The sequence below is a fragment of the bacterium genome, assembly GCA_026708055.1.
Classification (GTDB): Bacteria; Actinomycetota; Acidimicrobiia; order Acidimicrobiales; family CATQHL01; genus VXNF01.
This window is the reverse complement of record JAPOVS010000059.1, coordinates 20,405-45,935: the sequence shown is the minus strand read 5'-3', so window position 1 is coordinate 45,935 and position 25,531 is coordinate 20,405. Positions and strand designations below refer to the sequence as shown.

Here is a 25,531-nt window from a genome sequence, read left to right as displayed (position 1 = left end):
GTGTCCGCCGCCGCGCCGTTCACACCCGAGGCTGTCTCCGATCACTCGGTCAGGGAACTGCGGCGGGCCGTCCTGGCTCGCTGGGGCTTCCGCCTCAGCGTCGTGGTCGGATGGGCGGCGTTCGTCGGCGTGTGGTACCTCGTGTCCCGGTACGTCCTGACGCCCCGGCAGCTGCCGGAGCCCCACGTCGTGGCCGTCGAGGCGTGGGAGGTGCTCACCCGGCAGGAGTTCGGCGGCAACTTCCGGGCCAGCATCCTGCGGGCCGTGGCGGGCTTCCTGCTGGCGTTGCTGCTGAGCGTCGGCCTGGGCCTGCTGATCGCCTACAGCCGGTGGTGGCGGCAGCTCCTCGGCAGCGTCCTGCGGCTCGTCGTGGGCGTGCCCACCGTGAGCTTCGCCATCCTGTCGCTGATCGTGCTCGGCATCTCACCGATGGGCCCCGTCGTCAACGCCATGATCGTGGCGACGCCGTACATCACGATGAACCTCGCCCACGGGCTCACCGGCGTGGACCGTCGCCTGATCGTGATGAGCGAGTCCTTCGGCCGCACCCGCGCCCAGATCATCGGCGGCGTTCTCATCCCCTCGTCGCTGCTCTCGGTGTTCGGCGGCGTCCGCCTGGCGTTCGCCGTGGCCTGGCGCATGGCACTCCTGACGGAGATCTTCGCCTCCGTCGAGGGCATCGGCCTCCAGATCCGGCGCAGCTTCGAGAGGTACGACGTCCGCGGCATGCTCGCCTGGGCGTTGCTGTTCATCGTGATCATGCTGCTGATCGAGAGCGTGTTCTTCCGCCAGATCGAGCGCCGGCTCTCGCGCTGGCGCTCACCGGGCATGGGGGCGGCGCTGTGAGCGACATGGGCGCCCCGCAGGGTCTCGGCGCGTTCGGGCGGCTCGACGCCCGGCCCGCTGGCGAGGTTCCGCTGAAGGTGCGGGGCCTGCTGCGACGGCCCTGGCTCATCGGTCTGCTGGCCCTCGGCGCGCTGCTGCTGATCTGGCAGTGGATCGCGTGGGCCAACGCGCGGGTGCCCGGCATCGACGAGATCGCGCGGTTCATGATCACCGAGATGTCCGGCGGTTCGCACGGCGGCGTGCTCGCCGGCGAGTTCTGGGTGCCCCTGGCGGACAGCCTGCAGCGCTACGCCGTCGGTCTCGTCGTCGGCGTTCCCGTCGGCACGGTGCTGGGGCTGCTCATAGGCTCGGTCCGATGGGCCCGGGGGCTGTTCAACGACACAGTGCTGGTGCTGCTGGCCCTGCCGGCGGTCGTCTGGGCGTTCCTGGCCGCGCTGTGGTTCGGGTTCTCGGCGTGGGGCCCCATCCTGGCGGTGATCCTCACCGTCGTGCCGTTCATGGCGGTGAGCGTCAGCGCCGGTGTGCGCAACGTCGACCCGGGCCTCGTCCTGATGTCCCGGTCGTTCGGCGTGCCGTTCGGGCGGCGGCTGCACCACCTGCTGTTCGGCGGGAGCCTCCCGAGCGCCTTCACCGGGCTCCGGCTCGCCTTCATGACCGGGTGGAACAGCCTGCTGATCGCCGAATGGTTCGGCGCTGCCTCCGGGGTGGGCTGGCGCGCCCGCTTCTGGTACGACGCGCTGCGCTATCCCGGCTTCGTGGGCTGGATCTTCCTGTTCGTGATCCTCATCACGCTGCTCGACCGGCTGGCGTTGAGCCCGCTGGAGCGGCGCGCCTTCCAGTGGAACCGGCAGCCCACGCTCACCTTCGCGGAGGAGCAGTGACCGCCCGCACGGCCGCCGCTCCGCTGGAGCGGCGCGCCTTCCAGTGGAACCGGCAGCCCACGTTCACCTTCGCGGAGGAGCAGTGACCGCCCGGCTGGCTGCCCGCCGCTCCGTCATGCCGGCGAAGGCCGGAATCCAGTCCCCTCGACCACCGAGACGCCCCGACCCGTCGTTCCGGCGCAGGCCGGAATCCAGGACTTGCCGCCCGACCGGCGCTGCCGGTGGATCACTCAGCAGTTCCCTCGACGCCCCGACCCGTCGTTCCGGCGCAGGCCGGAATCCAGGACTTGCCGCCCGACCGGCGCTGCCGGTGGATCACTCAGCAGTTCCCTAGCCCCGGAGGGATGACATGGCGACCGTACTCATAGAGGGCCTCACCAAGGTCTACCCGCCGACGCTCAACAACCCCAGGCAGGTGCAGGCACTCGGCGGGCTCAGCATGTCGGTCAGCGGCAACGTCTTCGTGGCCGTCCTCGGACCCTCCGGCAGCGGCAAGACCACGCTGCTGAACATCGTCGCCGGCGTCGAGCGGCCCACCTCGGGCTCGGTGCGCGCCCTGCAGGAGGGTGTGCCCGCCCGGGTGGGCTACGTGTTCCAGGAGCCCCGCCTGCTGCCGTGGCGCACCGTCGTGGACAACATGCTGTACGTGCAGGACCGCAAGTCGGACCGCTCGCGGCGCGAGGCCGAGTTCTACCTGCAGATGGTGGGCCTCAGCGACGTGGCCGACCTGTACCCCAGCCAGCTCTCGGGGGGCATGCAGCAGCGCGTCGGCATCGCCCGGGCGTTCCTCGTGAACCCCGACGTGCTGCTGCTGGACGAGCCGTTCAGCCACCTCGACGCCCTCACCGGCCGGACGCTGCGGGACTACCTGGCGCGCATCTGGCTGCAGGCCCGCAAGACCGCCCTGTTCGTCACCCACGACGTGACCGAGGCGGTGGAGCTGGCCGACCGCATCGTCATGCTGCGGCCCGGCGGCGTGGCCTACGACGACATCCCCGTCGGCCTGCCCCGCCCGCGCCGCCACGGCGACCCCGCCGTGCGCGACATGCAGGACGAGGTGCTGCGCCGCTTCGACGCCATGGGCGCGGCGGTCCGCTTCGGCGCCGACGGCCGCTAGGACTGCTGGGCGATGCCGCCGGCCCGCGATCCGTCGTTCCGGCTCTCCCCCTCGTCGTTCCGGCGTAGGCCGGAATCCAGGGGCGGCGGCTCCTGGGCGCCCCGCAGCGGCGGCGGGCCACACGATCCGTCCTTCCGGCTCTCCCCCTCGTCATTCCGGCGTAGGCCGGAATCCAGGGGCGGCGGGCCACACGATCCGTCGTTCCGGCTCTCCCCCTCGTCGTTCCGGCTTTCCCCCTCGTCATTCCGGCGTAGGCCGGAATCCAAGGGCGGCGGATCCGACGGCGCTCGGCGTTGATTGCGCAGCGCACACCTAGGCCGCCCGGGCCGCCGCGCCCCAGTGGTCCGCTTCGGTGCCGCGGTGTCCGTCCTGGCCGCGCTGGGCTGGGCGTGCGGCGGCGGTTCGCCGGCCGCGACCGTCGAGCCTGCGCCGGTGGCGGCCCGCGCCGCGGCACCGGCCGGCCCGGTCGTGGAGCAGGCGCCGGTCGCGACCCTGCCACCGTTGGACCCGGACGCCGACCCCGCCACGCCGCTGGGCGAGCTGCGCGCCCGCTACCTGCCGGTGTGGTCGCCGGACCTCGACTGGGCCTTCCCGCCGGAGGTCTGCGGCAGCGACTGGGCCCTCGACGCCGTGGCGAGCCCGGCCGCCGACGCCGCCCCGGCGGTCCTCGGCGATCCCCTCGCCGCGGCCGCCCTGTCGGTGATGCGCTACGAGCACCTGCTGGGGCGGGCCTTCGCCGCCCCCACCCCGGCGGCGCAGCTCTGCGTCGCCGTCGCCACCGTCGACCCTCGGCGCCGCGCCGCGCTGGAGTCGCTGGCCGGCCTGCTGCGCACCGGAGGCCGCGCCGCGCCGGCGGCCGCCGTGCCCGCTGAGGTGCGGGTCGTGGCGGCGAGCCCCGGCGCCGTCGTGGCCGTGGCGTGCGCCGCGCCCGGTGGTTCCCTCGACGCCCGCTCTGGCACCCCCGACGGCCCGACCGACGCCCCCGACGCCCGGGCTGGCGCCCCCGATGGCCCCGATGACGCCCCCGACGCCCCGGGCGACGATCGCTCGGGCGGCGAGCCGGCCCCGGTCACGCTGGCGGCGTACCTCCTGGAACTGTCCCGCGGCCTCGAGGACGCCGCCGCCGACGTCTCCTACCGGGTGGGCGAGGTGGCGCACCGGTCCGCGGGGGCGTGCGACGAGTTGGACGCCTGGGCGGCCGGGTGGCGCCGGCGGGCGCAGCAGTGGGCGGCGGAGGGCCTGCTGTGGAGCCCCGTCGATCGCACCGTCACCGCCGCCGAACTGTGCGACGACCCGCCGCCCGGCGGCCCCGACGAGTGCCCCCGGGACTGGCGCTCGTGACCGCCGCCCGGCGGCTCCGACGTGTGCCTGCGGGACTGGCGCTCGTGGCCGCCGTCCGGCGGCTCCGACGTGTGCCTGCGGGACTGGCGCTCGTGACCGCCGCCCGAACGCGCCGAGCCGCGCCGAGCCGCGCCCTGTCGCCGGGGCGAGCCGGGCGGGGCGCCCGGGGTACGGCGCGGGCGCTCGCCGGCGCGGCCCTGGTTCTCGCCGGCGTGCTGGCCCCGGTGGGCGTCGGGCCGGAGTCCCTGGGCGGCCCGGGCGACGCCGCCGTGCTGGCGCAGGGCGCCACGATCACCTCCGGCCACCTCGACCCGTGCCCCTCGGGCTATACGGTGCACGACTCCGACGGCGACGACGACACCGACGACAAGGATCGCGAGTGCCAACAGGTGGTCGATGCCTGTCCGCGGAGCCCGGTGACCGGAGACTTCATGGTGGCGTCGGTCACCGGATATTCCCCACAGCAATATCCCTTACTGCAGCAGGACCACCACGGCGCCCCGATTCGCAGGTATCCGCATTTCTGCGAGGAGCGGATCCTCGAGGAGTCGCCCCCGACCGCGACCGCGTACGACGATTGTGCCGCGCAAACCGGCTACGTGGTGATGGAACACGACATGGAGCTGCGCTACGGCGGCGGCGATCCCGTCCTCGACGGCGACGGCAACCCCGTCCTCGACGGCAACGGCGACGCCGTCATTCACAACGGCCCCTCCGTCTACTGGCAGATGTGCCGGCTGCTCACCACGCCGCGCTGCCCGGCTGGGCTGAACCGGGTCGACTCGGCGAGCTGCAAGGTGGTGACGCGCCGCACCTGGACGTGCCCCACGGGGTACCTGCCGCGCAACGAGTTCAACCGGTGCTACCAGCCGCCGCCGACGCGCCCCGCAGGCGCGTCGCACCCCGCCTGCGGGCCCGGCGCGCCCGACCTCGTCGCCGCCGACTGCGAGGAGTACGTGGGCGACGACTACGCCCTCGACCCGGCGCAGCAGCCGTGCGACAAATACAAGACCGGGAAACAAAGCAAGACGGGACTGAAAGACAACACGCTCTCCGGGCCGTCCGCCGCCTACTGGTGCGAGTTCCGCCTCAGCCACCTCAAGGCGGTCTGCCAGGGCCCCGGCAACCCTCCGCCCGGCGAATGCGCCCCGACGGTGGCCCGATGCCTCAAGCGGGCCACCGCGGCGGGCGGCTGCCACACCGTCGCGGCGACGATCCGCTGCGAGAAACTCCAGGCCGACTACGCCCGCGCGCGCGACCGCGCCGACCGCGTCGAGAAAGACCCCGCGGCCGCCGATGCGGCCAAAAAGGCGGCCAGAACTGACCAAAAGAAGAAAGCCGACAAGGCCCGGGAGGAGGGATGCGAGCCGGTGGCTGAATGCGTGGTCCTGCCGTTCGCGTCGGGGTCGGGCTCGTCGGAGTGCCTCGGTTTCCACGACGAGCCCGACACGAGCACGGATCATTTGTTCGACAACCTGCCGCGGCTGGGGGACTGCAGCGCCGGCACCCCGACGGGCAGGCTGACTTGGACGTCCGGCCACGAGTCCGGGCTGGCCATCGTCGGCGCCCCGGTGGTGCTGCGGGTCGAGGACGTGCCGAGCCAGCTCGCCCCACGGCACCGTGCAATAGTCCGTAAGAAGCCCGACATTTACGGCCGCCGGTACGTCATATACAGGGTCGAGATAGAGACGAAGCAGTACCTGAGGTACGGCGACGGCGACGACGACCCCGACGACGACCCGCACGGCGACGACTTGTTCATCCGGGTCTGGCCCGAGATGGATCTCAACAGCGAATACGGCAGTGTGAGCGAATTCGTGGAGTCGGCCCGTGGGAGGGAGTGCCTGATCGAGGGGCGGCCTCGGTTCAAGCTGACGATCCGGGAGCTGCGAGCCGACGTGGCTGCGGACCGCACGACGATGCGGAATCTGTTCGGAGACGGGCCGGCGGACCGGTGGGACGAGTGGTGGGCCGACCTGTCTCCCGCCGAGCAGCAGCACTACGAGTCGGTGAGCCCCTCCGCCGCTCTGAGCGAGGAAGTCGACTGTCACAGCGAGGACATCTACTGGTGCCGTTGGGAGCCGCCGCGGCCCGGCTATTTCGCGGCGGTAGCCGACGGGACTTGGAGGATGGCGGAGATGTCCTTCTTCAGGGCATGGCCGCCGCCGGTTGGGGTTGTTCCGGATACGCTCGGTGGAGAATTGCTCACGTATCTCCAGTCGCCCGATCCCGACAACGTGGCCGAGTTGCAGAAGAAAGGGCTGGATTGGGCGGATCTGGGCCTGCAACAAGGACAGAACAATCCGTACATCTGGACCCAGGCGTATACCGACCGTGACGACGAGTGGCTGTACACCAAGGATGCGGGCCAGCAGTACAGGTGCCCGGCCACCGATCTGCGCATCGCCAATTGCGGCGTGCGGCGAACCGTGCGCGCCGACTCCCACTCCCCGCCGATCGGTATCGAGGTGCACGAGATCCGGGTCGGGTCGCGCACCTCCAACCGGTAGCCCCGCGCCCCCGCGCCCACCGCCGCGTCTTCACCTCCACGTCGAACCTGCACTCACGCCGCCCCGCGCCGCCGCGTCGTGCTGGCTAGGGTCCCCCCGAGATCGTGGAGGCATCGTCTAGTGTCCTGAGTTCCAAGTTCATGAGGATATGGTGTGGCGTCAACCGTTCGCCTTGGCGCGAAACCGCTGTTGAGAGGCTTGCTGACCTCGCCGGACACCTCCGGCGAACTTCCGGCTCAGGACACTAGCAGGATGCTGAGATTTGGAGTTTTGGCCGCCACAACCATCACGCTCAATGCCCGATCATCGTCGGTACCGTCAGTCAAGGTCGTCAATAGCCACGAGAAACAAGAACCCGCGCCCTGGAGTCTCTTCGCCCTCAATGATCGTGAAGTAAATATCAGCGACCGGCGTGCTGATCACGCGATGATTCCCTGGCCAATCCAAAGACACAGGTTCGCCTGGCGCATCGTCTTCGGCGTGTCCTGAGCGTTCCACATCGCGTCGTAGAGGACGTCGCATTCTCTCAGGCTCTTGCGGTTTGCCCACCCATCAAGAACGCCCGTGTTCGTCCACCGCCAATACCCCATCGGGTCACGCGGTGAACTTGTCGTACCCCAACGACGTGTTGAACTTCTCGGCGAGTTCTTCCCTATCCAGCGCGTCGTCGCCAAGTGTGCCATCCGCGATCTGTTGGCTGATCATCTCCTGTGCCCGCTCGAACTCCTCGACCACATGGGGGGGCGGCGTTCTAGGCGACGACCGCCGAGCGCTGCGAGCGCGGAGTCTCCGTGCTGACAGGTTCATGGTGGGTTCCTCAGTCGACGACAACGAACTAGCGCGTGAGTGCATACTACAGCGCGATTTTGATTGAGACAATGTAATGCCATGATTGAAAGTACACAAGTGTGATGGCTCGAGCAGGGTGCTGAAAAGGGGTGGGGGCCCGCGGACGGCATCGGTGTCACGGCTCCCTCCCCGCCCGCGCACCCGCCGCGTCCGCTCGCCACAGCGATGGCCCGGCCGGCGCCGGCGAGGATTACGCTGGCATCCTGTGACGAAGACGTGAAGTCGGTGACGGTCGTCGGCGCCTCGCTGGCGGGGATGCGGGCCGCCGAGGCGCTGCGCCGGGAGGGCTTCGACGGCGAGATCACCCTCGTCGGCGACGAGACCGGTGCCCCCTACGACCGGCCGCCGCTGTCCAAGCAGGTGCTGGCGGGGGAGTGGGCGCCCGAGCGGGTGGCCCTCTACGACGCCGGGGCGCTGGGGGACCTGCGGTTGACGTGGCGGCTCGGCGCCCGGGCGGTGGACTTCGAGGCCGCCTCCCGCACCGTGACCCTCGCCGGCGGCGAGCGCCTGGCGGCCGACGGCGTGGTGATCGCCACCGGGGCGCGCCCGCGCACCCTGGGAGGCGCCGAGAACCTCGCCGGCGTGTACACGCTGCGCACCCTCGCCGACAGCCTCGCCGTCCGGTCGGAGTTCGACGCCGCCCCGGGTCGGGTCGTCGTCGTGGGCGCTGGCTTCATCGGCGCGGAGGTGGCGGCCACCGCACGCGGCCGGGGCCTGGACGTGACGATGGTCGAGACGGCCGGGACGCCGCTGGAGCGGGTGCTGGGGGCCGGGATGGGCCGGGTCTGCGCCGATGTGCACGCCGATCACGGCGTCGACCTGCGGACCGGGGTCGGCGTCGCGTCGATCACCGGCGCCGGCCGGGTGGAGCAGGTGGTCCTCAGCGACGGCGCCCGCCTCGACGCCGACGTGGTGGTGGTCGGCGTCGGCGTGACGCCCAACACCGAGTGGCTGGCGGGCTCGGGGCTGGCGATCGACGACGGCGTGGTGTGCGACGAGACCTGCCTGGCGGCGCCGGGCGTGGTGGCCGCCGGCGACGTGGCCCGCTGGCCCAACCGGCTGTTCGGGCAGTCGATGCGCGTCGAGCACTGGGACAACGCCGTCGAGCAGGGCGCGGCGGCCGCCCGCCGCCTGCTGGCCGGCGACGCCGCGGCGCCGTTCGCCCCGGTGCCGTGGTTCTGGAGCGACCAGTACGACCGCAAGATCCAACTCGCCGGCCGCTCCGGCCCCGACGACGAGGTGGTCGTCGTCGCCGGCTCGCCCGACGAGCGCCGCTTCGCCGCCGTCTACGGCCGCGCCGGGCGCATCGTCGCCGTCCTCGGCTTCAACCGCCCCCGCCACGTCATGCAGTACCGCCGCCTCATCGCCAGAGGCGCCACCTGGGAAGAGGCACTGGACTTCGCCCGCTCCCAGTCCTAGGACGACGCTCGCACGAGGATGCGTGCAGGCGTTCACGCGGAAGAGGGATGTGGCACCCCGCCCGTTCACACGCGCCAACCGCGATTTCTCGATCGGACACTCGATAGCGGTCGTGGGTGTGTACGGGCTCGACGGTGCCGCCTGCCGTGTTCTGCGACGGTCTCTGCAAGCCGTCAACTCGCGCGGGTCTGCAGTGGTACCGCCGACGGCCGCACGGGATCGATGCCGAGTTCGGAGCATCCCTCGAGATAGACGTCGATCGATCTCCGGAATTCTCGCTTGATGCCCTCCACGTCGGCCGCTTCGGCGTTCGCGACGGGATAGGGGCCGCTGTTGATCACTCTCGCATGCAGCACCTCGGCCTCATCGTCGTAGACCACCTCGCCGACGTAACCCTTGTACTCCAGCATCAGCCTTCTCCGACGCGTTCGATGAACCTGGCGATGTCGCGGACCGTATCTCGCCGCGTCTCGGGCCGCGGATGGGGCCGGTGCACGACGATCGAGTCGGTTCCCTTCACCAACTGCACCCTGGAACCCGCTCTCTCGACCAGCCTGACTCCCATGGCGGTCAACAGTGACTCGATCTCCTGCCATTTGAGGTCTGCTGGCGTGGGTGTCGACCGCATTCGTTCGAGCGTCCGTCGATGCCGCCTCCGCATCGTACCATTGTGGACCGGAGTCCACAGTCCGACCACCCGCGCGGCGAGACCCCGTGAGTCACTGCGTTCAGGCGTGGCTCATGGGGTGACGGCACCGCGATAATGCAATCTTTCCTCAATCGACTGATATTCCGCCTTTATCCCGAAAGATAACCTTATCTTTCGGAACAATAGCGTCATCGGCTGCGTAATAGCGCCTTGCCCGAGTCCGCCCTTCTGCGCGGAGGACGCCGGCTTGGACGAGTCCGTTGAGGAGGTCCCGGACGACCTGCATTCTCGCATCGAGTAGCTGCGCCCCTTCGACCACGGAGATGCTGCCGCGTTGGCGAATCCTGTCGAGCAGCGACTGTTGCTGCCGGTCTCGTGCTGCGATCGAGGTGCTCCCGACGCGTCTGACGACCTCGTCGGACAGTACGTAGCGAGAACCGCCGCGAGCCCCAGTTCTGACGAGCAGGCCCTTCGCGGTCGCCGCCGCAAGAACCGCGCCGACGTCAGCGTCCGGTATCAGTTCTCGCAGGCGTCGGGGTGTGACCGAGCCGTCGCGGTTTGCGGCAACCAGGGCGCGGCGCTCCTCGGTCGTCATCTGGATACCCGACAGCGACTGGAGCCAAACCTGATCGTCGACGTTGACGAGCATCCGATTCCGCAGCGTGACAGTCACCGAGTCGGCGGTCGCGCTGAACGACGGCGGTTCCAGCAACCGGGACTCCATCTCGCGGAACATTCGATCCACCCCGTCGCCGTACTCCTCGACCAGCCCGAGTGTCTTGAGTACCCGCATGATCCGGGGATTGCGGCTGTAGTGCTCGGCTCGCATGTTGTCCACGGTGATGTGGCCGGGAAGCGGCCCCGGGCTGATGACCTCGAGGCGGTCGTCCCAGATGGTGATGTCGATGGTGCTCCCGACGAGGCCGTAGTCGCGGTGGGCGAGCGCGTTGACGACGGCCTCGCGCAGTACCTCCTCGGGGTACTCCGGGATGGATTCCCGCCTCAGGCCGGTGACGACCTCGTGTTGCCCAGTGTGTTCGGCGATGAAAGCAAGGCACTGTTCGGCGACGGTGTCGAGCGGCCCGGCAACTTCGGCGCGTGCTCGGGTCGGGCCCGGCCCCGGACCGACGCCGGTCCGGCGGGCGAGCTGCACCGCTGCCCGGGAGATGTGTGTCCTGGGGTCGACAGAGAACAGGACCGCCGCCGCCGCCAGCACCTGAGTGCCCGCCGTCTGCTCGGTGGGGAGAGCGACCTTGAGATCGGCGAAGGCTCTCGTCAACTCGGACAGGCGAACACGGTGGCGACCGTCAGCCGCCAGCGCTCGGTTGACCGCTTCCAGGTCGAAGTCCTCCGTGGCGATTCCTCGGAGGACCTCGTCCTCGCCGGAGTGCTCCAGCCGCGCTCGCACGAAACGTCCGAGCGCGTCGCCTCGTATGGGCTGCGAGTCGCCCCCGACGCGCCGCAGGAGCCGGCCGCCCGGTGTGGTTACGATCCGTCCGGGCACTTCGGGGACAACGGTGATGGTGAGTTCCACGCCGTCGACGAGGATGGGACGCACATCCACCGGTACGTCGCACTGGTGCGCATATTGCGAGATCCGGTCGAGAGTGTTCTGACTGAGTGGGCATCCGACGATCGTGCGGTCATCGCTTACGCCGTGGATGATCAGCCCGCCGGAGGTCATGGCCATTGCGGGGATCGCGTCGAGCATTCCCGCGGAGACTCCGCGTTTGAAGTCCAGGCCGGAGTGCTCGAGTCGGCCGAACCGGCCCCAGAACTCGCTCGCGGTCGACTCCTCAGGGATCTCGTCAGGGATCTCGTGGCCTCGGGTTCCTCTGACCATGCGTCAAAGATAACACTATCTTTTCCGAATAACGGCCACCAAGCTCATTTTCGGTAAAGATATGATTATCTTTGTCGGGGCGAATGGGGTTGCGGCGGACGTGCCGAGAGCCCCACGCCGTGTCGGCCGGTGCGGCTCATGGGGCAGCGGCACCGCGATAATGCAATCTTTCCTCAATCGACTGATATTCCGCCATTATCCCGAAAGATGGCCTTATGTTTCGGGAATGGCCGAGCTTGCTCGGGCTCTGGCGTCGTCGTACGGCCGGCCTGCGTGGTGGGGACGGCGATGAACGCGCCCGCCCGTGGAGACGCCCCCGGCGGCCGGTCAGTCGCCGGACTCGGCGTCCGCCGTGCCGGACTCGGCCACTGCGTCGGCCAGCTCGTCGACGGTGAGGTCGCCCCTGTTGACCACCCGGCTGATCGTGCCGCGGTGCATGATGGCGATGCGGTCGGCGGCGGGGAGCACGTGGTCCATGTTGTGGTCGATGTAGAGGACGCCGAGGTTGTTCTCCTTGGCCGCGCCGATGGCGTCCAGGACGCGCCGGGTCTCGCGCACCGACAGCGCCGCCACCGGCTCGTCCAGCACCAGGAGCTGTGAGTCGAAGTGGATCGCCCGGCTGATGGCCAGCGACTGGCGCTCGCCGCCGGAGAGGGTCGCCGCCGTCTGGTGCGAGGACTCCACGGAGGTGAGCCCGACGTCGGCCAGGTGCTCGTCGCAGATCCGCGCCATCTCGGCGACCCGCAGGTAGCGGACGCCCAGGATCCTGCGGTGGAGTTCCTGGCCCAGGAAGAAGTTCCGCCAGAGCGCCATCTCGTCCACGATGGCGAGGTCCTGGTAGACGGTCTCGATCCCCGCCGCCCGGGCCTGGCGCGGCGACCCGAACCGCACCGGGGCGCCCCGGACCTTGATGGTGCCTGCGGTCGGCTCGATGTAGCCGCTGATCATCTTGACGATCGTGGACTTGCCGGCGCCGTTGTCGCCCACCAGCCCCACGACCTCGCCGGGATGGATGGCCAGGCTGGCGTCGCGCACGGCGTAGTTCTTGCCGTAGCGGCGGGTGACGTTCACCAACTCGACGACGGGGGTGGCGGTTGCGGTGCTCATCCGAACAGGGTGCTCCGCGTGCCGCCGCGCCGCAGCGCCTCGACGCGGGCGTTCAGGCCCGCCGAGACCACCAGCAGCACGCCCACGAGGCCGAGGTAGTACTCCGACGGCACCTTGATCACGATCAGCCCCACCTTCAGCGAGCCGAGGATGATCGCCCCCAGCATCGAGCCGATGACGGTTCCCTTGGCGCCGAACAGCGACGTGCCGCCGACGACCACGGCCACGATGGCCAGCAGGTTGATGTCGATTCCCGAGGCGACGCTGGAGGACCCGAAGTCGGCGAACTGCAGGATGCCCGCCAACCCGGCCAGCAGCGCGGCCAGCACGAAGTTGGTGAGCTTCACCCGGATCACCGGAACGCCCATGGCCCGGGCGACGCCCCCGCCGTACTTCCCGGCCGCGTACGTCCAGTTGCCGTACTGGGTGCGCCACATGACGACGGCCAGGATGATCCCGACGCCCACCATCCAGGCGAAGGGCGCGGCGATGGGCGAGCCGGGAATGTCGGCGCCCAGGATCTTCTTGACGTTTCCCTCCTCCTCGATGAGGTCGACCGGGAAGCCGCCCAGGATGATGCGGTTCCAGCTCGTCACGGCGAAGAGCATGCCGAGCGTGACGATGAAGGACGGGACGCCGATGTAGGTGGTGATGAGGCCGTTGATGAGGCCGATGCACGCCACGATGGCGAGGCCCACGAAGAGCCCGGCGAGGATGTGCCAGCCCCACTCCCGCATCAGCCAGCCCATGATGGCGGGCCCCAGGGCGAACGTGGCCGAGACGGACAGGTCGAACTCGCCGGAGATCATCAGCGCGGTGACCCCCAGGGACACCATCCCGACCGAGGATGTGAGCGCCGCCACCGAGCTCATCAGGTCGGGGTTGCTGAAGAAGCCGACCTCGCCCGAACGGAACTCGAAGACCAAGAACAGGATGACGACGGCCAGCAGCGGCGCGAACTCCTGGCGGCCCAGAACGCGCTGACCGGCGCGCAGGAGCGTGGACGGTCGGGAGCCGCTCAAGGCGTCGGCCTATGAGTCTGCCGGCCGGTGTGCCGGAGCCCCGGCCGGATCCACCGACCCACCGATTCCGGCCCCGGATCGAGTCCGGCGCAGGCGCCCGGATCGAGGTCCGGGACGTGCCTTCGCCGGAATGACCGATGGCGGGAGCGGAGCGTCACGCCGATGTCTCCTGGGTGCTCGACGAGCCTGTGGCGAAAAGGGCGTGTGGGGGCGCACGCCGGGCGCGCACCCCCACAGGATGGACCGTGCGGCCGTCCTAGCCGGCGTAGCCGGCCTCGAACAGCGCCTCGACCTCGTCGACGTTGTCCGCGGTGACCATCAGCGTGCCCGGGTCGATGACCGGCGGGTCGATGAAGCCGAACTTCACCTTGATGTAGGCCGAGATCACGCCGTAGAACGTCTGCAGGAACGGCTGCTGCGTGAGGCTCAGCTGGACGTTGCCGTCCTTGACGCCCTCGATGACCGTCTGGTCGAGGTTCCACATGACCAGCGGCACGTCCGAGCCGGCGTCGGCCTTGGCCTGCGCGGCGGGCGTGCCCGAGGTGGTGTCCCACGTGACGATGCCCTGGGTGCCGGGGTTGGCGGCCAGGTAGGTCTTGATGACCTCGAAGTTCGGGGCCGGATCCAGGCCCGGCAGCGCCACGATGTCGAGGTCGCCCTCGCTCCAGCCGGCGTCGGTGAAGACCTGCACGTAGGCGTTCTGGATCTCGAGGTGCTCCGGCGAGTCCGGCAGCGAGTTGAACAACGCGAGCTGGTCGCCGGGGCTCACGTGCTCGAGGTACAGCTCGGCGCTGCGGCGGGCCGCGGCGGCCTTGTCGAGCCCGACGGGCGTGCCGGAGAGCCGCCGGACGCGAGGATCGTCGGAGTCCTTGCCCACGTAGTTGTTGTAGAACTGCACCTCGATGCCCTTGTCGAGGGCGTCGATGACCGCTTCCTCGTACTCGGCGGTGCGGTAGTCCACCAGGATGGCGTCCGGCTCCGCCGCGACCGCGGTCACGATGAACTCGTTGACGTTGGCCAGGCTGAAGTCCTCCGGAGCGATGTAGGTGACGTTGGCGTCGGCGAGGGCTTCCCCGGCGGCCAGCGAGCCGTTCTGGATGAGGTCCCAGAACGGGTTGTTCAGCACCGATCCCACGACCCAGATCTCGATGGCGTCGCCGTCGGCCTGCGTGAGGGCGACCTCCTCCTCGGGCTCATCGGCGGCGGCGGGTGCAGGCTCGGGCGCCGCCGCGGGCGCCTCGTCTGCGGCTTCCGGTGCCGCCGGTGCCGCCTCGGGTGCGGCGGGTGCGGGCTCGGGCGGCGCAGCCGGTGCGGCATCGCCGTCGTCGCCGTCGCCGCACGACACTGCGAGCAGCGCCAGTACGGCGATCAGGGCGGCCAGGAGACTGAATCCCCTCCCGAACCGCGAAGTACGTCTGGTTGTGTGACCCATCAGGTCGCTCCCCTCCTGTTGATGGCTCCGAACGGTCATCCGGTGATGCCGTAGTGTCGCCAAGTGGTGTGGACGCCGACAGCGCGCCGACCCGCAGTGCGGAATAACGGATCTCCCCCTGGGCATCGTTGTGCTGCCCGCGGCTGCGCAGTCTAATTTGCGCCCCATGGTTGTCAATCGGCCGCCGCCGGTGCCCGGCCCTGTTGGCTGTGACCCGCCGGTGCCCGGCCCTGTTGGCTGTGACCCGCCGGTGCCCGGCCCTGTTGGCTGTGACCCGCCGGTGCCCGGCCCTGTTGGCTGTGACCCGCCGGTGCCCGGCCCTGTTGGCTGTGACCCGCCGGTGCCCGGCCCTGTTGGCTGTGACCCGCTGGCGCCCGGCCCTGTTGGCTGTGACCCGCCGGTGCCCGGCCCTGTCGGCTGTGACCCGCCGGCGCCCGGCCCTGTTGGCTGTGACCCGCTGGCGCCCGATCCCGTTGGCTATGACCCGCTGGCGCCGCATGTGCAGGAGGATCCGTACCCCTACTACCGCCAACTGCTGGCCGACCATCCTCTCTACTACAGCCCGGCGCGGGACGTCTGGGCCCTGTGCCGCTACGGCGATCTGCGGCCGGCGCTGAAGGACTGGCCGACGTTCTCCAGCGCCGCGGGCGTCAACATCGAGCCAGGGTTCTCCGAGACCATCGGCCCGGAGATCCTGAACATGGACCCGCCCCGCCACGACCAGCTGCGACGGCTCGTGAGCCACCACTTCTCCAACACTGCCGTCGGCGCCTACGAGCCGCTGGTGCGGGCGTTCGCGCACGAACTGATCGACGGGCTGTGCGCCGACGGCGGCGGCGACTTCGCCGGCGACTTCTCCCAACGCCTGCCGGTGTTGGTGATCTGCCAACTCATGGGCATCCCGCTGTCCGACGAGGCGACGGTGCGGCAACTGGCCCACGACATGCTCCTGGCGCTCTCGGGCACAGAGGAGTTCAACGACGTCTCCACTGCCGCGGCCGACGAACTGCGGCGCTACATGGGTGAGCTCGTGGCCGACCGCCGGCGCTCGCCGCGCGACGACGTGATCTCGAGCCTCGCCACCGGCGAGATCGACGGCGAGCCCATCGGCGCCGAGGAGATGTTCGCCATGTGCCTGATCATCTACCTGGCGGGCAATACGACGACCAGCGCGCTCGTGTCCAACGGCCTGTACCTGCTGGCGCAGCACCCCGATCAGCAGGCCCGGCTGGCGGTTGTGCCCGAGGCCGTCCCCGACGCCGTGGAGGAGCTGCTGCGCTACGAGTCGCCCGTGCAGTGGACGTCCCGCATCACCACCCGCGACGTCGAGATGCACGGCCGCGTCGTGCCGGCGGGCAGCCGGGTGATGATGCTGCTGGCCGCGGCGCACCGCGACCCGCGGGTGTTCGACGATCCGGACAGATTCGACGTGTTCCGCCGTCCCCGCCGCCACCTGGGCTTCGGCGACGGCGTGCACCGCTGCGTGGGGGCGCCGCTGGCCCGCCTCGAGGGGCGTGTCGCTCTGGAGGTGATCTTCGAGCGGGTGCCCCACTTCCGCCTGGCCGGCGAACCGGAGCGGCTCCACATCTCCACCGAGCGGGGCCTGGCCCGCCTGCCCCTGGCGGTATGACAATGGCGGCGAAATTCCCACTGCCCTCCTCGTCACTCCGGCGTCCCTCCTCGTCATTCCGGCGTAGGCCGGAATCCAGTCGCCGGCCGGTCACGCCTTCTCCCGGCGACACGGACGCGGCGCCGCCCCGACCCATCACCGCTGCTGGCTTCGAGGCCGACCCGTGAGCGCGTCGCGAGGTCCCGACGGGCCCGATGCCCCCAAGACGGCTCGCCTGAGCCGGCTGCGCAGGCGCATCGCGCAGAACGTCACCGAGTCCCGCCGCACCGCGGCGCACGTCTGGACGTCGGTGGAGGTGGACTACGAGGCGCTGGAGCAGGTGCGCCGCCGGCACCGGGCGGGCTTCCGGGAGCGGGAGGGCTTCTCGCTCACCTACCTGCCGTTCGTGGCGCTGGCGACCATCGACGCGCTGGCGGCCTTCGCAGAGGTGAACAGCCGGGTGGATTTCGATGAGGGCACCCAGACGCTGCACGAGCAGGTGAACCTCGGCATCGCCGTGGATCTCGACCGGGCCGGTCTCATCGTCGTGGTCGTGCCCGACGCCGGGAGCCTGCGGCTGGTGGAACTGGCGCGCCGGATCCACGAGCCGGCCGGCAGGGCCCGCTCGGGGGGTCTCCGCCCCGAGGACGTGACGGGGTCCACCTTCACCATCACCAACCCCGGCTCGTTCGGCTCGTTCATGTCGGCGCCCATCATCAACCTGCCCAACGTGGCGATCCTGGCCACCGACGGCGTGGCGAAGCGCCCCACGGTCGTCGCCGGCCCCGACGGCGGCGACAGCGTGGCCGTGCACCACATCGGCCATCTGGGGCTCTCGTGGGACCACCGGGCATTCGACGGCTCCACCGCGGCCCTGTTCCTCGGCCGCATCCGCCAGAACATCGAGACGTGGGACTGGGAGCCGCACGTCGCCGAAGCGGGAGGTTGACCCATGAGATTTGCGGGCAAAGCGGCCGTGGTCACCGGAGCCGCCCGCGGTCTCGGTGCAACTGTCGCCCGGCGACTCGCCGGCGAGGGGGCCGGGGTCGTCATCGCCGACATCGACGGCGCCGGCGCGGCGGCTGTGGCCTCGGGGATCGTGGCGGGCGGGGGCCGAGCCGTCCCCCACGAGATGGACGTCACCGTCGCCGCGGACGCCGAGGCGATGGCGGGAGCGGCCGTCGCTGCCTTCGGCTCGCTCGACGTCCTGGTCAACAACGCCGCCGTATTCGGCGCCGGCAGCCACGTGCTCGACATCTCGCCCGAGGGCTGGGACCGCACCATGAGCGTGAACCTGAAGGGTCCCCTGCTGTGCTCGCAGGCGGCGATCCGGCGGATGCGGGAGCAGACCGGCGGCGGGAGCATCGTGTTCGTGTCGTCGCTCTCGGGCGTGGTGGCCAACGAGAATCAGGCCGACTACAACGCCTCCAAGCACGGGGTGATCGGCCTGGCCCGCTGCATCGCCCAGGACTGCCGGGACTGGGGTGTCCGGTCGAACGTGGTCGCTCCCACGGGGATGAGCGGCACCGACATGATGGCCCACACCCCGCCGGCGAACGTGGCCCCCTACGCGGCGCAGACCGCCTTCGCCCGCCTGGCCACCACCGAGGAGGTGGCGAGCGCGGTCCTCTTCCTGGCGAGCGACGAGGCGTCGTTCATCACGGGAACCGTGCTGATGGTCGACGGCGGGGTGCACGCCATGCAGCCCTCGGCCCGCCAACTCGCCGAGGGTGCCGAGCGCTTCATGTCCCGCCCGGATCGGGCTCGATGAGCCTTCCCCCGGTCGTCGTCTGCCCCCACCGTCTGCGGGCTCTCGACGCGCATCGCTACGACTGGCCGCAGGCCGAGCCGGCCCTCGGCACGATGCTCGGCGACTACTCGCCGATCTGCTGCAGCTACCCGCTCGACGACTACCTGGCCGACGCCCGGTCGCGTCGCCGGGAGGGGAGGCCACGTTGAGACGACTGGAGGGCAAGCGAGCCATCGTGACCGGCGCAGGCCGGGGCTTCGGGGCCGAGATCGCCGCACTGTTCGCCCGCCAAGGCGCCCGGGTGGTCGCGTCCGACGTGGACGGCGCATCCGCCGACGCAACGGCGCGGCGCATCGTCGAGGCGGGCGGCGAGGGGCTGGGGCTGCAGGCCGACGTCACCTCCGCCCCTGACGCCGAGCGCCTGACGGAGGCCGCCGTGGAGCGGTTCGGCGGCCTGGACGTGCTCGTGAACAACGCCGGGATTGCCAGCGCCGGCACCGTCTGCGAGGTGACCGAGGAGGAGTGGGACAGGGTCATGGCGGTCAACCTCAAGGGCACGTACCTGTGCTCGCGCTACGCCGTGGCCGCCATGGCCCGCTCGGGAGGCGGATCCATCGTCTGCGTCGCCTCGGCCTCGGGCGTCATCGGCCAGCAGGGACAGGTGGCCTACAACGTCTCCAAGCACGCCGTGATCGGTCTGGTGCGCTGCATGGCGCTCGACCATGCCGCCGAGGGAATCCGCGTGAACGCCGTCTGTCCCGGCACGATGCGCACACCCATGCTGGACGCCCTCAGCGCCGAGCAGTTGGCGGACCTGGAGGCGATGCACCCGCTGGGCCGCATCGGCGACCCGGCGGAGGTCGCCGGGGCGGTGTTGCACCTCGCCGCCGACGAGTCTTCGTTCACCACCGGCAGTGTGTTCCTCGTGGACGGCGGTCTCACGGCGATGTAGGCCACCGCGCCGCTGCCGCCGAGTGTCATTCCGGCGGAGGTCGCCGGGGCGGTGCTGCGCCTCGCCGCCGACGAGTCCTCGTTCACTACTGGTTCCGTGTTCCTCGTGGACGGCGGTCTCACGGCGATGTAGGCCACCGCGCCGCTGCCGCCGAGTGTCATTCCGGCGCAGGCCGGAATCCAGGGCCGACGGAACCAGCGGCTTGTGCCGCCGATCGTTCAGCAGCCCCTCGGATGCGGGCATTATGCTCGCGCCAGGGAGGGGGGCAGCGCCTCGGGCCGCCGGGCGCGACGTTGCCGCCGGCACGATCACAAGGAGTGTGTGCGCATGAAGGTCAAGACGTTCGACCACATGGCGGTGACGGTCAGCGACACCGAGCGGGCGCTGGAGTTCTACGTGGGCAAGCTGGGACTGCGCCTGGCGGAGAACCACCAGCTCGAGGGCGACAAGGTGGACGAGGCCAACGGGCTGAAGGGCGCCCGTGCGCAGTCCACCCGGCTGCTGGCGCCGGAGAGCCCCGATGTCCTGATCGATCTGCTGGAGTACTACGAGCCCGAGGGGCGGACGCACATCACCCCCATGGGCTCGGTGGGGTCCTGCCACTTCGCCCTCGTCGTGGACGACCTGCCGGGCGCGGTGGAGGAGCTGAAGGCGAAGGGTGTGCCGTTCATCTCCGGGCCGGTCAACTTCGAGTTGACCGAGGGCTCGGTCAGCGTCTGCTTCTGCACGGACCCCGACGGCAACTACGTCGAGCTCATGGAGGAGTACGAGCACTAGCCCGCCGTCGGCCGGCACCGTCGCCGAGGCGGCGTGACGTGACAGCGCCGTCCCGGGCGGTCCTGCGCTCCTGGCTGGAGCAGATGGTCCTCATCCGCCTGGCCGAGGACAAGGTCATGGAGATCTACATGCAGGGCCTCGTGCCGGGGACCGTGCACCTCTGCCAGGGTCAGGAGGCCGCCTCCGTGGGCGCCATCGGCGCGCTCACGGCCGACGACTGGCTGCTGTGCACCTACCGCGGCCATCACCACGCCCTGGCCCGCGGCATGGATCTCGAGGCGTTCTTCGCGGAGATCATGGGGCGGGACTCGGGTGCCTGCCGGGGCATGGGCGGCTCCAGCTACGTGATCGACGCCTCCCTCGGGATGATCGGCTCGCCGGCCATCATCGGCGCCGGCATCCCGGTGGCGACCGGCGCGGGCATGACCGCCCGCCTGCGCAACGAGGATCGCATCGCCATGTGCTTCTTCGGAGACGGGGCGTGCAACATCGGCGCCTTCCACGAGGCCCTCAACATGGCGCAGCTCTGGCGTTCCCAGGTGGTGTTCTGCATCGAGAACAACCAGTACGGCGAGTACACGCCCTTCCGGGATTCCACCGCGCTGCCGCCGGCGGCCCCCATCGCCCACCGGGCCACGGCGTACGGCATGGCGCACACGGTCGTGGACGGCCAGGACGCGATCGCCGTCCACGATGTGGTGGCGCAGGCCCGGGCGCAGGCGGTCGCCGGCGACGGGCCGACGCTCATCGAGGCGCAGACCTACCGGTACCGCGGCCACTCGCGCACCGATCCCGGCGCCTACCGGCCGCCGGGCGAACTGGACGCCTGGAAGGAACGCGACCCCATCGCCATCCTGGCCGAGCGCATCGGCGCCTCCGGCGAGGTCGACGAGATCCTCGCGCGGCTCCAGCGCGAGGTGGACGAGGCGGCCGACCGCGCCGCGGAGGGACCGTGGCCGACGCTCGATCAGGCCGTGAGCTATGTCTTCGCCGACTGACTCCCCGGCCCTGCGGGCGCTCGAGGCCCCGGGCCTTCCCACGGGCCGATAGCCGTGTCCCCGCCTGCTGACGCCCCGGCTGTTGACGCCCCGTCTGCCGGCGTGCAGGCCGCGGCGGCGCCCGGCGGCGCCGAGGTGGTCACGTACCGGGAGGCCATCCGGTTGGCGCTCGACGACGCCATGGCGGCCGACGAGACGGTCCTGCTGCTGGGCGAGGACATCGCCAAGGCCGGCGGGCCGTTCAAGACCACCGTCGGGCTCTACGAGAAGTACGGCGCCGATCGGGTCTTCGACACGCCCATCGCCGAGAACGGCTTCTGCGGCATCGCCCTGGGCATGGCGCTCACCGGACTGCGGCCGGTGGTCGAGATCATGTTCAGCGACTTCCTGCCCACGGCCTACGACGCCATCGCCATGGAGTTGCCGCGCTGGCGGTTCATGTCCGGCGGGCAGACCTCGGCACCGGTCACCGTGCGCGCCAGCGGCGGCGGGGGAGGCCGGTTCGGCGCCCAGACCTCCAGCACCGGCGAGTCCTGGTTCCTGCAGTTCTACGGCCTGAAGATCGCCGTGGCCGGCTCCCCGCAGGGCGCCTACGGACTGCTGCGCGCCGCCATCGCCCACAACAACCCCGTCGTCGTGTTCGACCACAAGGCCATGCACCTGCGGAAGGGCCCGCTGGTGCGCGGCGACGACCGACTGGCCGAGGTCGGCAAGGCGGTCGTGGTACGCCCCGGCAGCGACGTCACGGTCGTCGCGTCGTTGCTGATGGTGCATCGATCCCTCGAGGCGGCCGAGGCCCTGGCCACCGAGGGCATCGACGTCGAGGTGATCGACATCTCCTGGTTGCGCCCTCTCGACATGGCAACCGTTGCCGAGAGCGTGGCGCGCACGGGACGCCTCGTCGTGGCGGAAGAGCAATACCACGACGGCGGCTGGGGATCCGCCATCATCTCCCGTCTCGCCACGGACGGTTCGGACCTGGCGGCGCCGCCGGTGGCGGTCAGCATGCCCGAGATCCTCATCTCGCACAGCCCGCCGCTGGAGGACGCCATGATTCCCAGCGCGGCGAGGATCGCCGACGCGGTCCGCTCGGTCCGCGCCTGATGCGCGTTCCGGTTCACATGCCCAAGCTGGGCTACGACATGGTCGAGGGGCGGATCGAGTCCTGGCTGGTGGAGGTGGGCGGTGCGGTGCGGCGCGGCGAGCCCCTCGCCGAGATCGAGACCGACAAGATCGTCATCGAGATGGAGGCGCTCGCCGCCGGCACGCTGACCGAGATCGTGCATCCGGCCGGCGAGGACATGATCCCGGTCGGGGAGGTCATCGGCTACCTGGACGACGGCAGCTGAGCCGCTTCCCGGAGTCCGGGAACCCCCACACCGAGAACGTCCCCGCCCGTCCCGTCCGCCGCCATCCGCTTCCCCGGCGCCCGGTAACCTCCATCCCTCCCCGCACCACAGGCAGCTCGCCTGCATCGGTGCCATGCAGGCCGACTTCGCGGACCGGCCCGGCCGTCGCCCGAGCCCCCTGATCGGCGGCTATGAGTGTCGGAGGAACGCTCTACCCATATTATGGATTGTCTACTAGCCTTTTATGCATGGACTATCTACGACGCCACATCGACGGGCACTTGGCCCGCCTGCTCGAGGTCCATCCGGCCTGCCTGGTCGAGGGCGTGCGCGGTGCAGGCAAGACCAGCACCGCCCAGCGGCTCGCCGCGGCGACGCTGCGGCTGGATCATCCGCCCACGGCCGATCAGATGGCCAACGATCCCGAGGCGGTGTGCGCGTCGCTGCCGAGCCCGGTGCTCATCGACGAGTGGCAACGGGTTCGGGAGGTGTGGGACGCAGTGCGGCGGATGATCGACGACGACCGGTCGCCGGGGCGGTTCATCCTCAGCGGTTCGTCCCGTGCCGCCGTCACCGCCGAGATCCATACCGGCGCGGGCCGGATATTTCCGCTGCGGCTGCGGCCGATGACGCTGTCGGAGAGGCGGGGCGAGGTTCCTGCGGTGGCGCTGGCGAGTCTCGCCGAGCACGGCATCGAGGCGGCGCGCGGCGCCCGGTCGCCGCTGTCGCCGGCCGAGCAGGTTGCCCCGACGGTGGAGTCGGGGCTGCCCGGCTACCTCGGAATGGGCCGGTCCGATCACCACGAGGCGCTCAGGGCCTACTTGGACTTGGCGGTGGCCCGGGACCTGTCCGAGATCACCTCGACTGTGCGCAACACCGGCAAGCTTCGCAACTACCTGCGGGCCTACGGCGCCGTGGTCGGCACGACCGCGGACCACGCCACCATCCACCACGCCGCGGGAGTGGCCAAGGCCACCGGCGAGGCCTACCACGACCTGCTGAGCCGCCTCGGACTGATCGAGGAACTCCCGGGATGGTCCCACAACCGGCTCAAGCGGCTCACGAGGCGGCCCAAGCGGCACCTGGTTGATCCGGCGCTGGCGGCCGCCGACCACCACGAGACGGCGGAGGTCCTGCGCGGCCGCCGGGCCCGCCTCGGGGAACTGTTCGAGAGCGTCGTGGTGGGCCAGATCAGGGCCGCGGCCGAGGCGCTCGGCCTGTCGTGGCGCTTCGGTCACCTGCGCTCGGCCGGCGGCGACCACGAGATCGATCTGGTCGCCGACCTCCCCGACGGCGGCGTCCTCGCTTTCGAGGCCAAACTGGCTGAGTCCGTGGACGGTGCTGACACCCGGCAGTTGTCGGCTCTGCGGGACAGGCTCGGCGACGCCTTCCGAGCCGGGCTGGTGGTCCATCCCGGCACCACCGCCTTCCGCGTCGGCGACCGGATCGCCGCCGTCCCTCTGGGCGTGCTGGTTTAGCGCGTTAGCGGATAGGCGGCCATCACCGACTGAGGATTCCAATCCGCGAACTCCCGTCATTCCGGCGAAGAGCCTGCCCCGGACTCGATCCGGGGCCGGAATCCAGGCTCCGGCGACGCGATTCGCGCCGCTGCAGTCGACTGCAAAGCGCCTGGTCAGAGCCTATCCGCTAGTGGTCTTAGCGGCTGGGGTTCGGCCTGTTGGGATCCGCTGGGTGCTCACAGGGCCGGATCGGTGAGCAGGCCGGCCGCCGTGTCCGCGACGAACACGTAGGCGAGGACGGTGGACCGCAGTGCCCACGACTGGTTACGGTGCGCTCCGGTGAGCGAGCAGAACCACCGGCGGCCGCTGGCGGCGGCGTCGGGCAGCGTCGTGGCGATGGCACTGGGCTCGGCGGTGGGCTTCCTGCCGGGTTTCATCATCGTCGCCCTGCGGGCCGATCTGGGCCTCGACTACTGGCAGGTCGGCCTGCTGTCCAGCGTGAACTACGGCTGCACCTGGCTGGCGATGGGTCCTGCGGCGCGGCTGACCGATCGCTGGGGTGCCCGCCGGGTCGTGTTGGCAGACATGGCGCTCGTGGCGGTCGCCGCTGCCATCGCGGCCGCGGCCGGTTCGTATGCGGTCCTGCTGGTGGCCGGCGTGCTCAATGGTCTGGGGTACGCGCTGACCAATGTGGGCACGAACATCGTCGTGAAGCGTTCGATCGAGGCGCAATGGCGCACCGCGGCGATGGTCGCCAAGTCCGCCGCCGTCCCCGGGTTCCTGGCGCTGCTGGCCGCCTTCGGGCCGTGGGTCGCCGATCGCTGGCACTGGCGCTGGCTCTACGGAGCTCTGGCGGTGGGAGGGGCTCTGGCGGCGCTGGCCGTGTGGCGCATGCTGCCCGACGACCGTCCCGCCGGCCGCAGCACCGCCTCCCGCGACCTGCCGCGCTACTTCGGCTGGTTCCCCGTGGCGGCCGCGCTCATGGTCTTCGCCACCGTGCCGGTCTACCTGCTGTCGGTGCCGTACCTCGACGAGTCGCTGGGGTTCGCGTCGGCGGTCTCCGGCGTACTGGTGGGGGTGAGCGCGGCGATCGGCGTGGCGGTCACACTCCTCATCGTGTTGCTCTCGGGCCGGGTGTCGCCGGAGTTCCGGGCCCGGCTCGTCGTGATCCTCTCCGCGCGGTCGCGGGTCATGTGGGCGATCTTCGGCCTGGTGCTCTACCGGCTCCGCCTGGTGATGGTGCTGTGCCTGGCCATGGGCGGCTTCATCGCGCTGATCCTGGCGGGAGGATCCTTCGGGGTGGTGGCCGCCATCGTGGGGATGGTCGGGACGATGTCTCTGCAGTCCGCCCGCCTCGGTGCCATGAACGCGGCCGTCGTGGAGCGGGCGGGAGCGGCGGCGGCCCGCGGCTCCGCACTGGCCATGGGCGGCTACTACCTCGGAACCATGTTGTCGCCGGTGGCCTTCGGCGCCCTGCTCGACATCGGCGTCTCCTACCGGTGGGTGTGGCTGATCTGCATCATCCTGCTCGGCGCGGCCGCCGTGGCGTACCGGCTCGCCGGGCGGCTCCAGCCGCTCGACTGGTCCCGCTGGAGGTCGTTGCTCACCGCACGCCGGTAG

Annotated in this window: 26 protein-coding genes; 19 read left to right on the top strand and 7 right to left on the bottom strand. The window is 70.6% G+C overall.

The window, feature by feature from the left end; all coding sequences use genetic code 11:
- From OXG55_13345 to OXG55_13320, 6 genes are all read left to right on the top strand, one after another.
- Window positions 1-846, top strand: a complete 846-nt coding sequence (locus tag OXG55_13345) for an ABC transporter permease subunit (GenBank protein ID MCY4104223.1) — start codon at window positions 1-3, stop codon at window positions 844-846.
- A 5-nt stretch (window positions 847-851) separates the two neighbouring features.
- Complete coding sequence (locus tag OXG55_13340; protein MCY4104222.1) at window positions 852-1,727, top strand: ABC transporter permease subunit; 876 nt, start codon at window positions 852-854, stop codon at window positions 1,725-1,727.
- A gap of 349 nt (window positions 1,728-2,076) precedes the next feature.
- Window positions 2,077-2,844, top strand: a complete 768-nt coding sequence (locus tag OXG55_13335; GenBank protein ID MCY4104221.1) for an ABC transporter ATP-binding protein — start codon at window positions 2,077-2,079, stop codon at window positions 2,842-2,844.
- A gap of 360 nt (window positions 2,845-3,204) precedes the next feature.
- Window positions 3,205-4,185: a hypothetical protein gene (locus tag OXG55_13330; GenBank protein MCY4104220.1), complete on the top strand. Its 981-nt coding sequence runs from the start codon at window positions 3,205-3,207 to the stop codon at window positions 4,183-4,185.
- 23 nt (window positions 4,186-4,208) lie between these two features.
- The gene (locus OXG55_13325; GenBank protein MCY4104219.1) at window positions 4,209-6,695 is read left to right on the top strand and encodes a hypothetical protein; all 2,487 of its coding nucleotides are present in this window, start codon (window positions 4,209-4,211) and stop codon (window positions 6,693-6,695) included.
- A gap of 153 nt (window positions 6,696-6,848) precedes the next feature.
- Entirely contained in the window at window positions 6,849-7,184 is a 336-nt protein-coding gene (locus OXG55_13320; protein MCY4104218.1) for a hypothetical protein, read from the top strand.
- A 105-nt stretch (window positions 7,185-7,289) separates the two neighbouring features.
- Here OXG55_13320 and OXG55_13315 read toward each other — a convergent pair whose 3' ends face one another.
- The gene (locus OXG55_13315) at window positions 7,290-7,502 is read right to left on the bottom strand and encodes a hypothetical protein (protein ID MCY4104217.1); all 213 of its coding nucleotides are present in this window, start codon (window positions 7,500-7,502) and stop codon (window positions 7,290-7,292) included.
- 258 nt (window positions 7,503-7,760) lie between these two features.
- On the opposite strand from OXG55_13315, the gene OXG55_13310 reads away from it, so the two are divergent.
- Window positions 7,761-8,963 carry an FAD-dependent oxidoreductase gene (locus OXG55_13310; GenBank protein MCY4104216.1) on the top strand — a complete coding sequence of 401 codons (1,203 nt, stop codon included), beginning with the start codon at window positions 7,761-7,763 and terminating at the stop codon, window positions 8,961-8,963.
- A gap of 173 nt (window positions 8,964-9,136) precedes the next feature.
- Here the strand turns inward: OXG55_13310 and OXG55_13305 are convergent, their stop codons facing one another.
- The 6 genes from OXG55_13305 to OXG55_13280 form a co-directional block, all read right to left on the bottom strand.
- Window positions 9,137-9,373, bottom strand: a complete 237-nt coding sequence (locus OXG55_13305) for a toxin-antitoxin system HicB family antitoxin (protein MCY4104215.1) — start codon at window positions 9,371-9,373, stop codon at window positions 9,137-9,139.
- The gene (locus OXG55_13300) at window positions 9,373-9,591 is read right to left on the bottom strand and encodes a type II toxin-antitoxin system HicA family toxin (protein MCY4104214.1); all 219 of its coding nucleotides are present in this window, start codon (window positions 9,589-9,591) and stop codon (window positions 9,373-9,375) included. Before OXG55_13300 ends, OXG55_13305 begins: the two co-directional genes overlap by 1 nt.
- Window positions 9,592-9,739: 148 nt before the next feature.
- On the bottom strand, window positions 9,740-11,455 hold the full coding sequence (locus OXG55_13295) for a hypothetical protein (GenBank protein MCY4104213.1): 1,716 nt from the start codon (window positions 11,453-11,455) through the stop codon (window positions 9,740-9,742).
- 327 nt (window positions 11,456-11,782) lie between these two features.
- A complete protein-coding gene (locus OXG55_13290) occupies window positions 11,783-12,562 on the bottom strand; it encodes an ATP-binding cassette domain-containing protein (protein ID MCY4104212.1) in 780 nt (259 codons plus the stop codon).
- Complete coding sequence (locus OXG55_13285; GenBank protein ID MCY4104211.1) at window positions 12,559-13,584, bottom strand: ABC transporter permease; 1,026 nt, start codon at window positions 13,582-13,584, stop codon at window positions 12,559-12,561. Before OXG55_13285 ends, OXG55_13290 begins: the two co-directional genes overlap by 4 nt.
- 256 nt (window positions 13,585-13,840) lie before the next feature.
- Window positions 13,841-15,016 carry a substrate-binding domain-containing protein gene (locus OXG55_13280; protein MCY4104210.1) on the bottom strand — a complete coding sequence of 392 codons (1,176 nt, stop codon included), beginning with the start codon at window positions 15,014-15,016 and terminating at the stop codon, window positions 13,841-13,843.
- A 400-nt stretch (window positions 15,017-15,416) separates the two neighbouring features.
- Here OXG55_13280 and OXG55_13275 point away from each other — a divergent pair, with 400 nt between their 5' ends.
- The 12 genes from OXG55_13275 to OXG55_13220 all read left to right on the top strand — a co-directional run bounded on the left by OXG55_13275 (window position 15,417) and on the right by OXG55_13220 (window position 25,531).
- Window positions 15,417-16,646 carry a cytochrome P450 gene (locus OXG55_13275; protein ID MCY4104209.1) on the top strand — a complete coding sequence of 410 codons (1,230 nt, stop codon included), beginning with the start codon at window positions 15,417-15,419 and terminating at the stop codon, window positions 16,644-16,646.
- A 163-nt stretch (window positions 16,647-16,809) separates the two neighbouring features.
- A complete protein-coding gene (locus OXG55_13270; GenBank protein MCY4104208.1) occupies window positions 16,810-17,574 on the top strand; it encodes a 2-oxo acid dehydrogenase subunit E2 in 765 nt (254 codons plus the stop codon).
- Window positions 17,575-17,577: 3 nt separating this feature from the next.
- Window positions 17,578-18,396: an SDR family NAD(P)-dependent oxidoreductase gene (locus tag OXG55_13265; protein MCY4104207.1), complete on the top strand. Its 819-nt coding sequence runs from the start codon at window positions 17,578-17,580 to the stop codon at window positions 18,394-18,396.
- Window positions 18,393-18,584 (top strand): hypothetical protein, encoded by a 192-nt coding sequence (locus OXG55_13260; GenBank protein ID MCY4104206.1) that lies wholly within the window; start codon window positions 18,393-18,395, stop codon window positions 18,582-18,584. Before OXG55_13265 ends, OXG55_13260 begins: the two co-directional genes overlap by 4 nt.
- The gene (locus OXG55_13255) at window positions 18,581-19,327 is read left to right on the top strand and encodes an SDR family NAD(P)-dependent oxidoreductase (GenBank protein ID MCY4104205.1); all 747 of its coding nucleotides are present in this window, start codon (window positions 18,581-18,583) and stop codon (window positions 19,325-19,327) included. Before OXG55_13260 ends, OXG55_13255 begins: the two co-directional genes overlap by 4 nt.
- A gap of 12 nt (window positions 19,328-19,339) precedes the next feature.
- A complete protein-coding gene (locus OXG55_13250) occupies window positions 19,340-19,459 on the top strand; it encodes an SDR family oxidoreductase (GenBank protein MCY4104204.1) in 120 nt (39 codons plus the stop codon).
- A 195-nt stretch (window positions 19,460-19,654) separates the two neighbouring features.
- Window positions 19,655-20,104, top strand: coding sequence for a VOC family protein (locus OXG55_13245; protein MCY4104203.1), 450 nt, complete (start codon window positions 19,655-19,657; stop codon window positions 20,102-20,104).
- A gap of 38 nt (window positions 20,105-20,142) precedes the next feature.
- Window positions 20,143-21,102: a thiamine pyrophosphate-dependent dehydrogenase E1 component subunit alpha gene (locus tag OXG55_13240; GenBank protein ID MCY4104202.1), complete on the top strand. Its 960-nt coding sequence runs from the start codon at window positions 20,143-20,145 to the stop codon at window positions 21,100-21,102.
- Between the two features lie 54 nt (window positions 21,103-21,156).
- Window positions 21,157-22,206, top strand: a complete 1,050-nt coding sequence (locus OXG55_13235; protein MCY4104201.1) for an alpha-ketoacid dehydrogenase subunit beta — start codon at window positions 21,157-21,159, stop codon at window positions 22,204-22,206.
- On the top strand, window positions 22,206-22,451 hold the full coding sequence (locus OXG55_13230) for a lipoyl domain-containing protein (protein ID MCY4104200.1): 246 nt from the start codon (window positions 22,206-22,208) through the stop codon (window positions 22,449-22,451). The genes OXG55_13235 and OXG55_13230 overlap by 1 nt, the downstream gene beginning before the upstream one ends.
- A gap of 248 nt (window positions 22,452-22,699) precedes the next feature.
- Window positions 22,700-23,929 carry a DUF4143 domain-containing protein gene (locus OXG55_13225; protein ID MCY4104199.1) on the top strand — a complete coding sequence of 410 codons (1,230 nt, stop codon included), beginning with the start codon at window positions 22,700-22,702 and terminating at the stop codon, window positions 23,927-23,929.
- A 321-nt stretch (window positions 23,930-24,250) separates the two neighbouring features.
- Entirely contained in the window at window positions 24,251-25,531 is a 1,281-nt protein-coding gene (locus OXG55_13220; GenBank protein ID MCY4104198.1) for an MFS transporter, read from the top strand.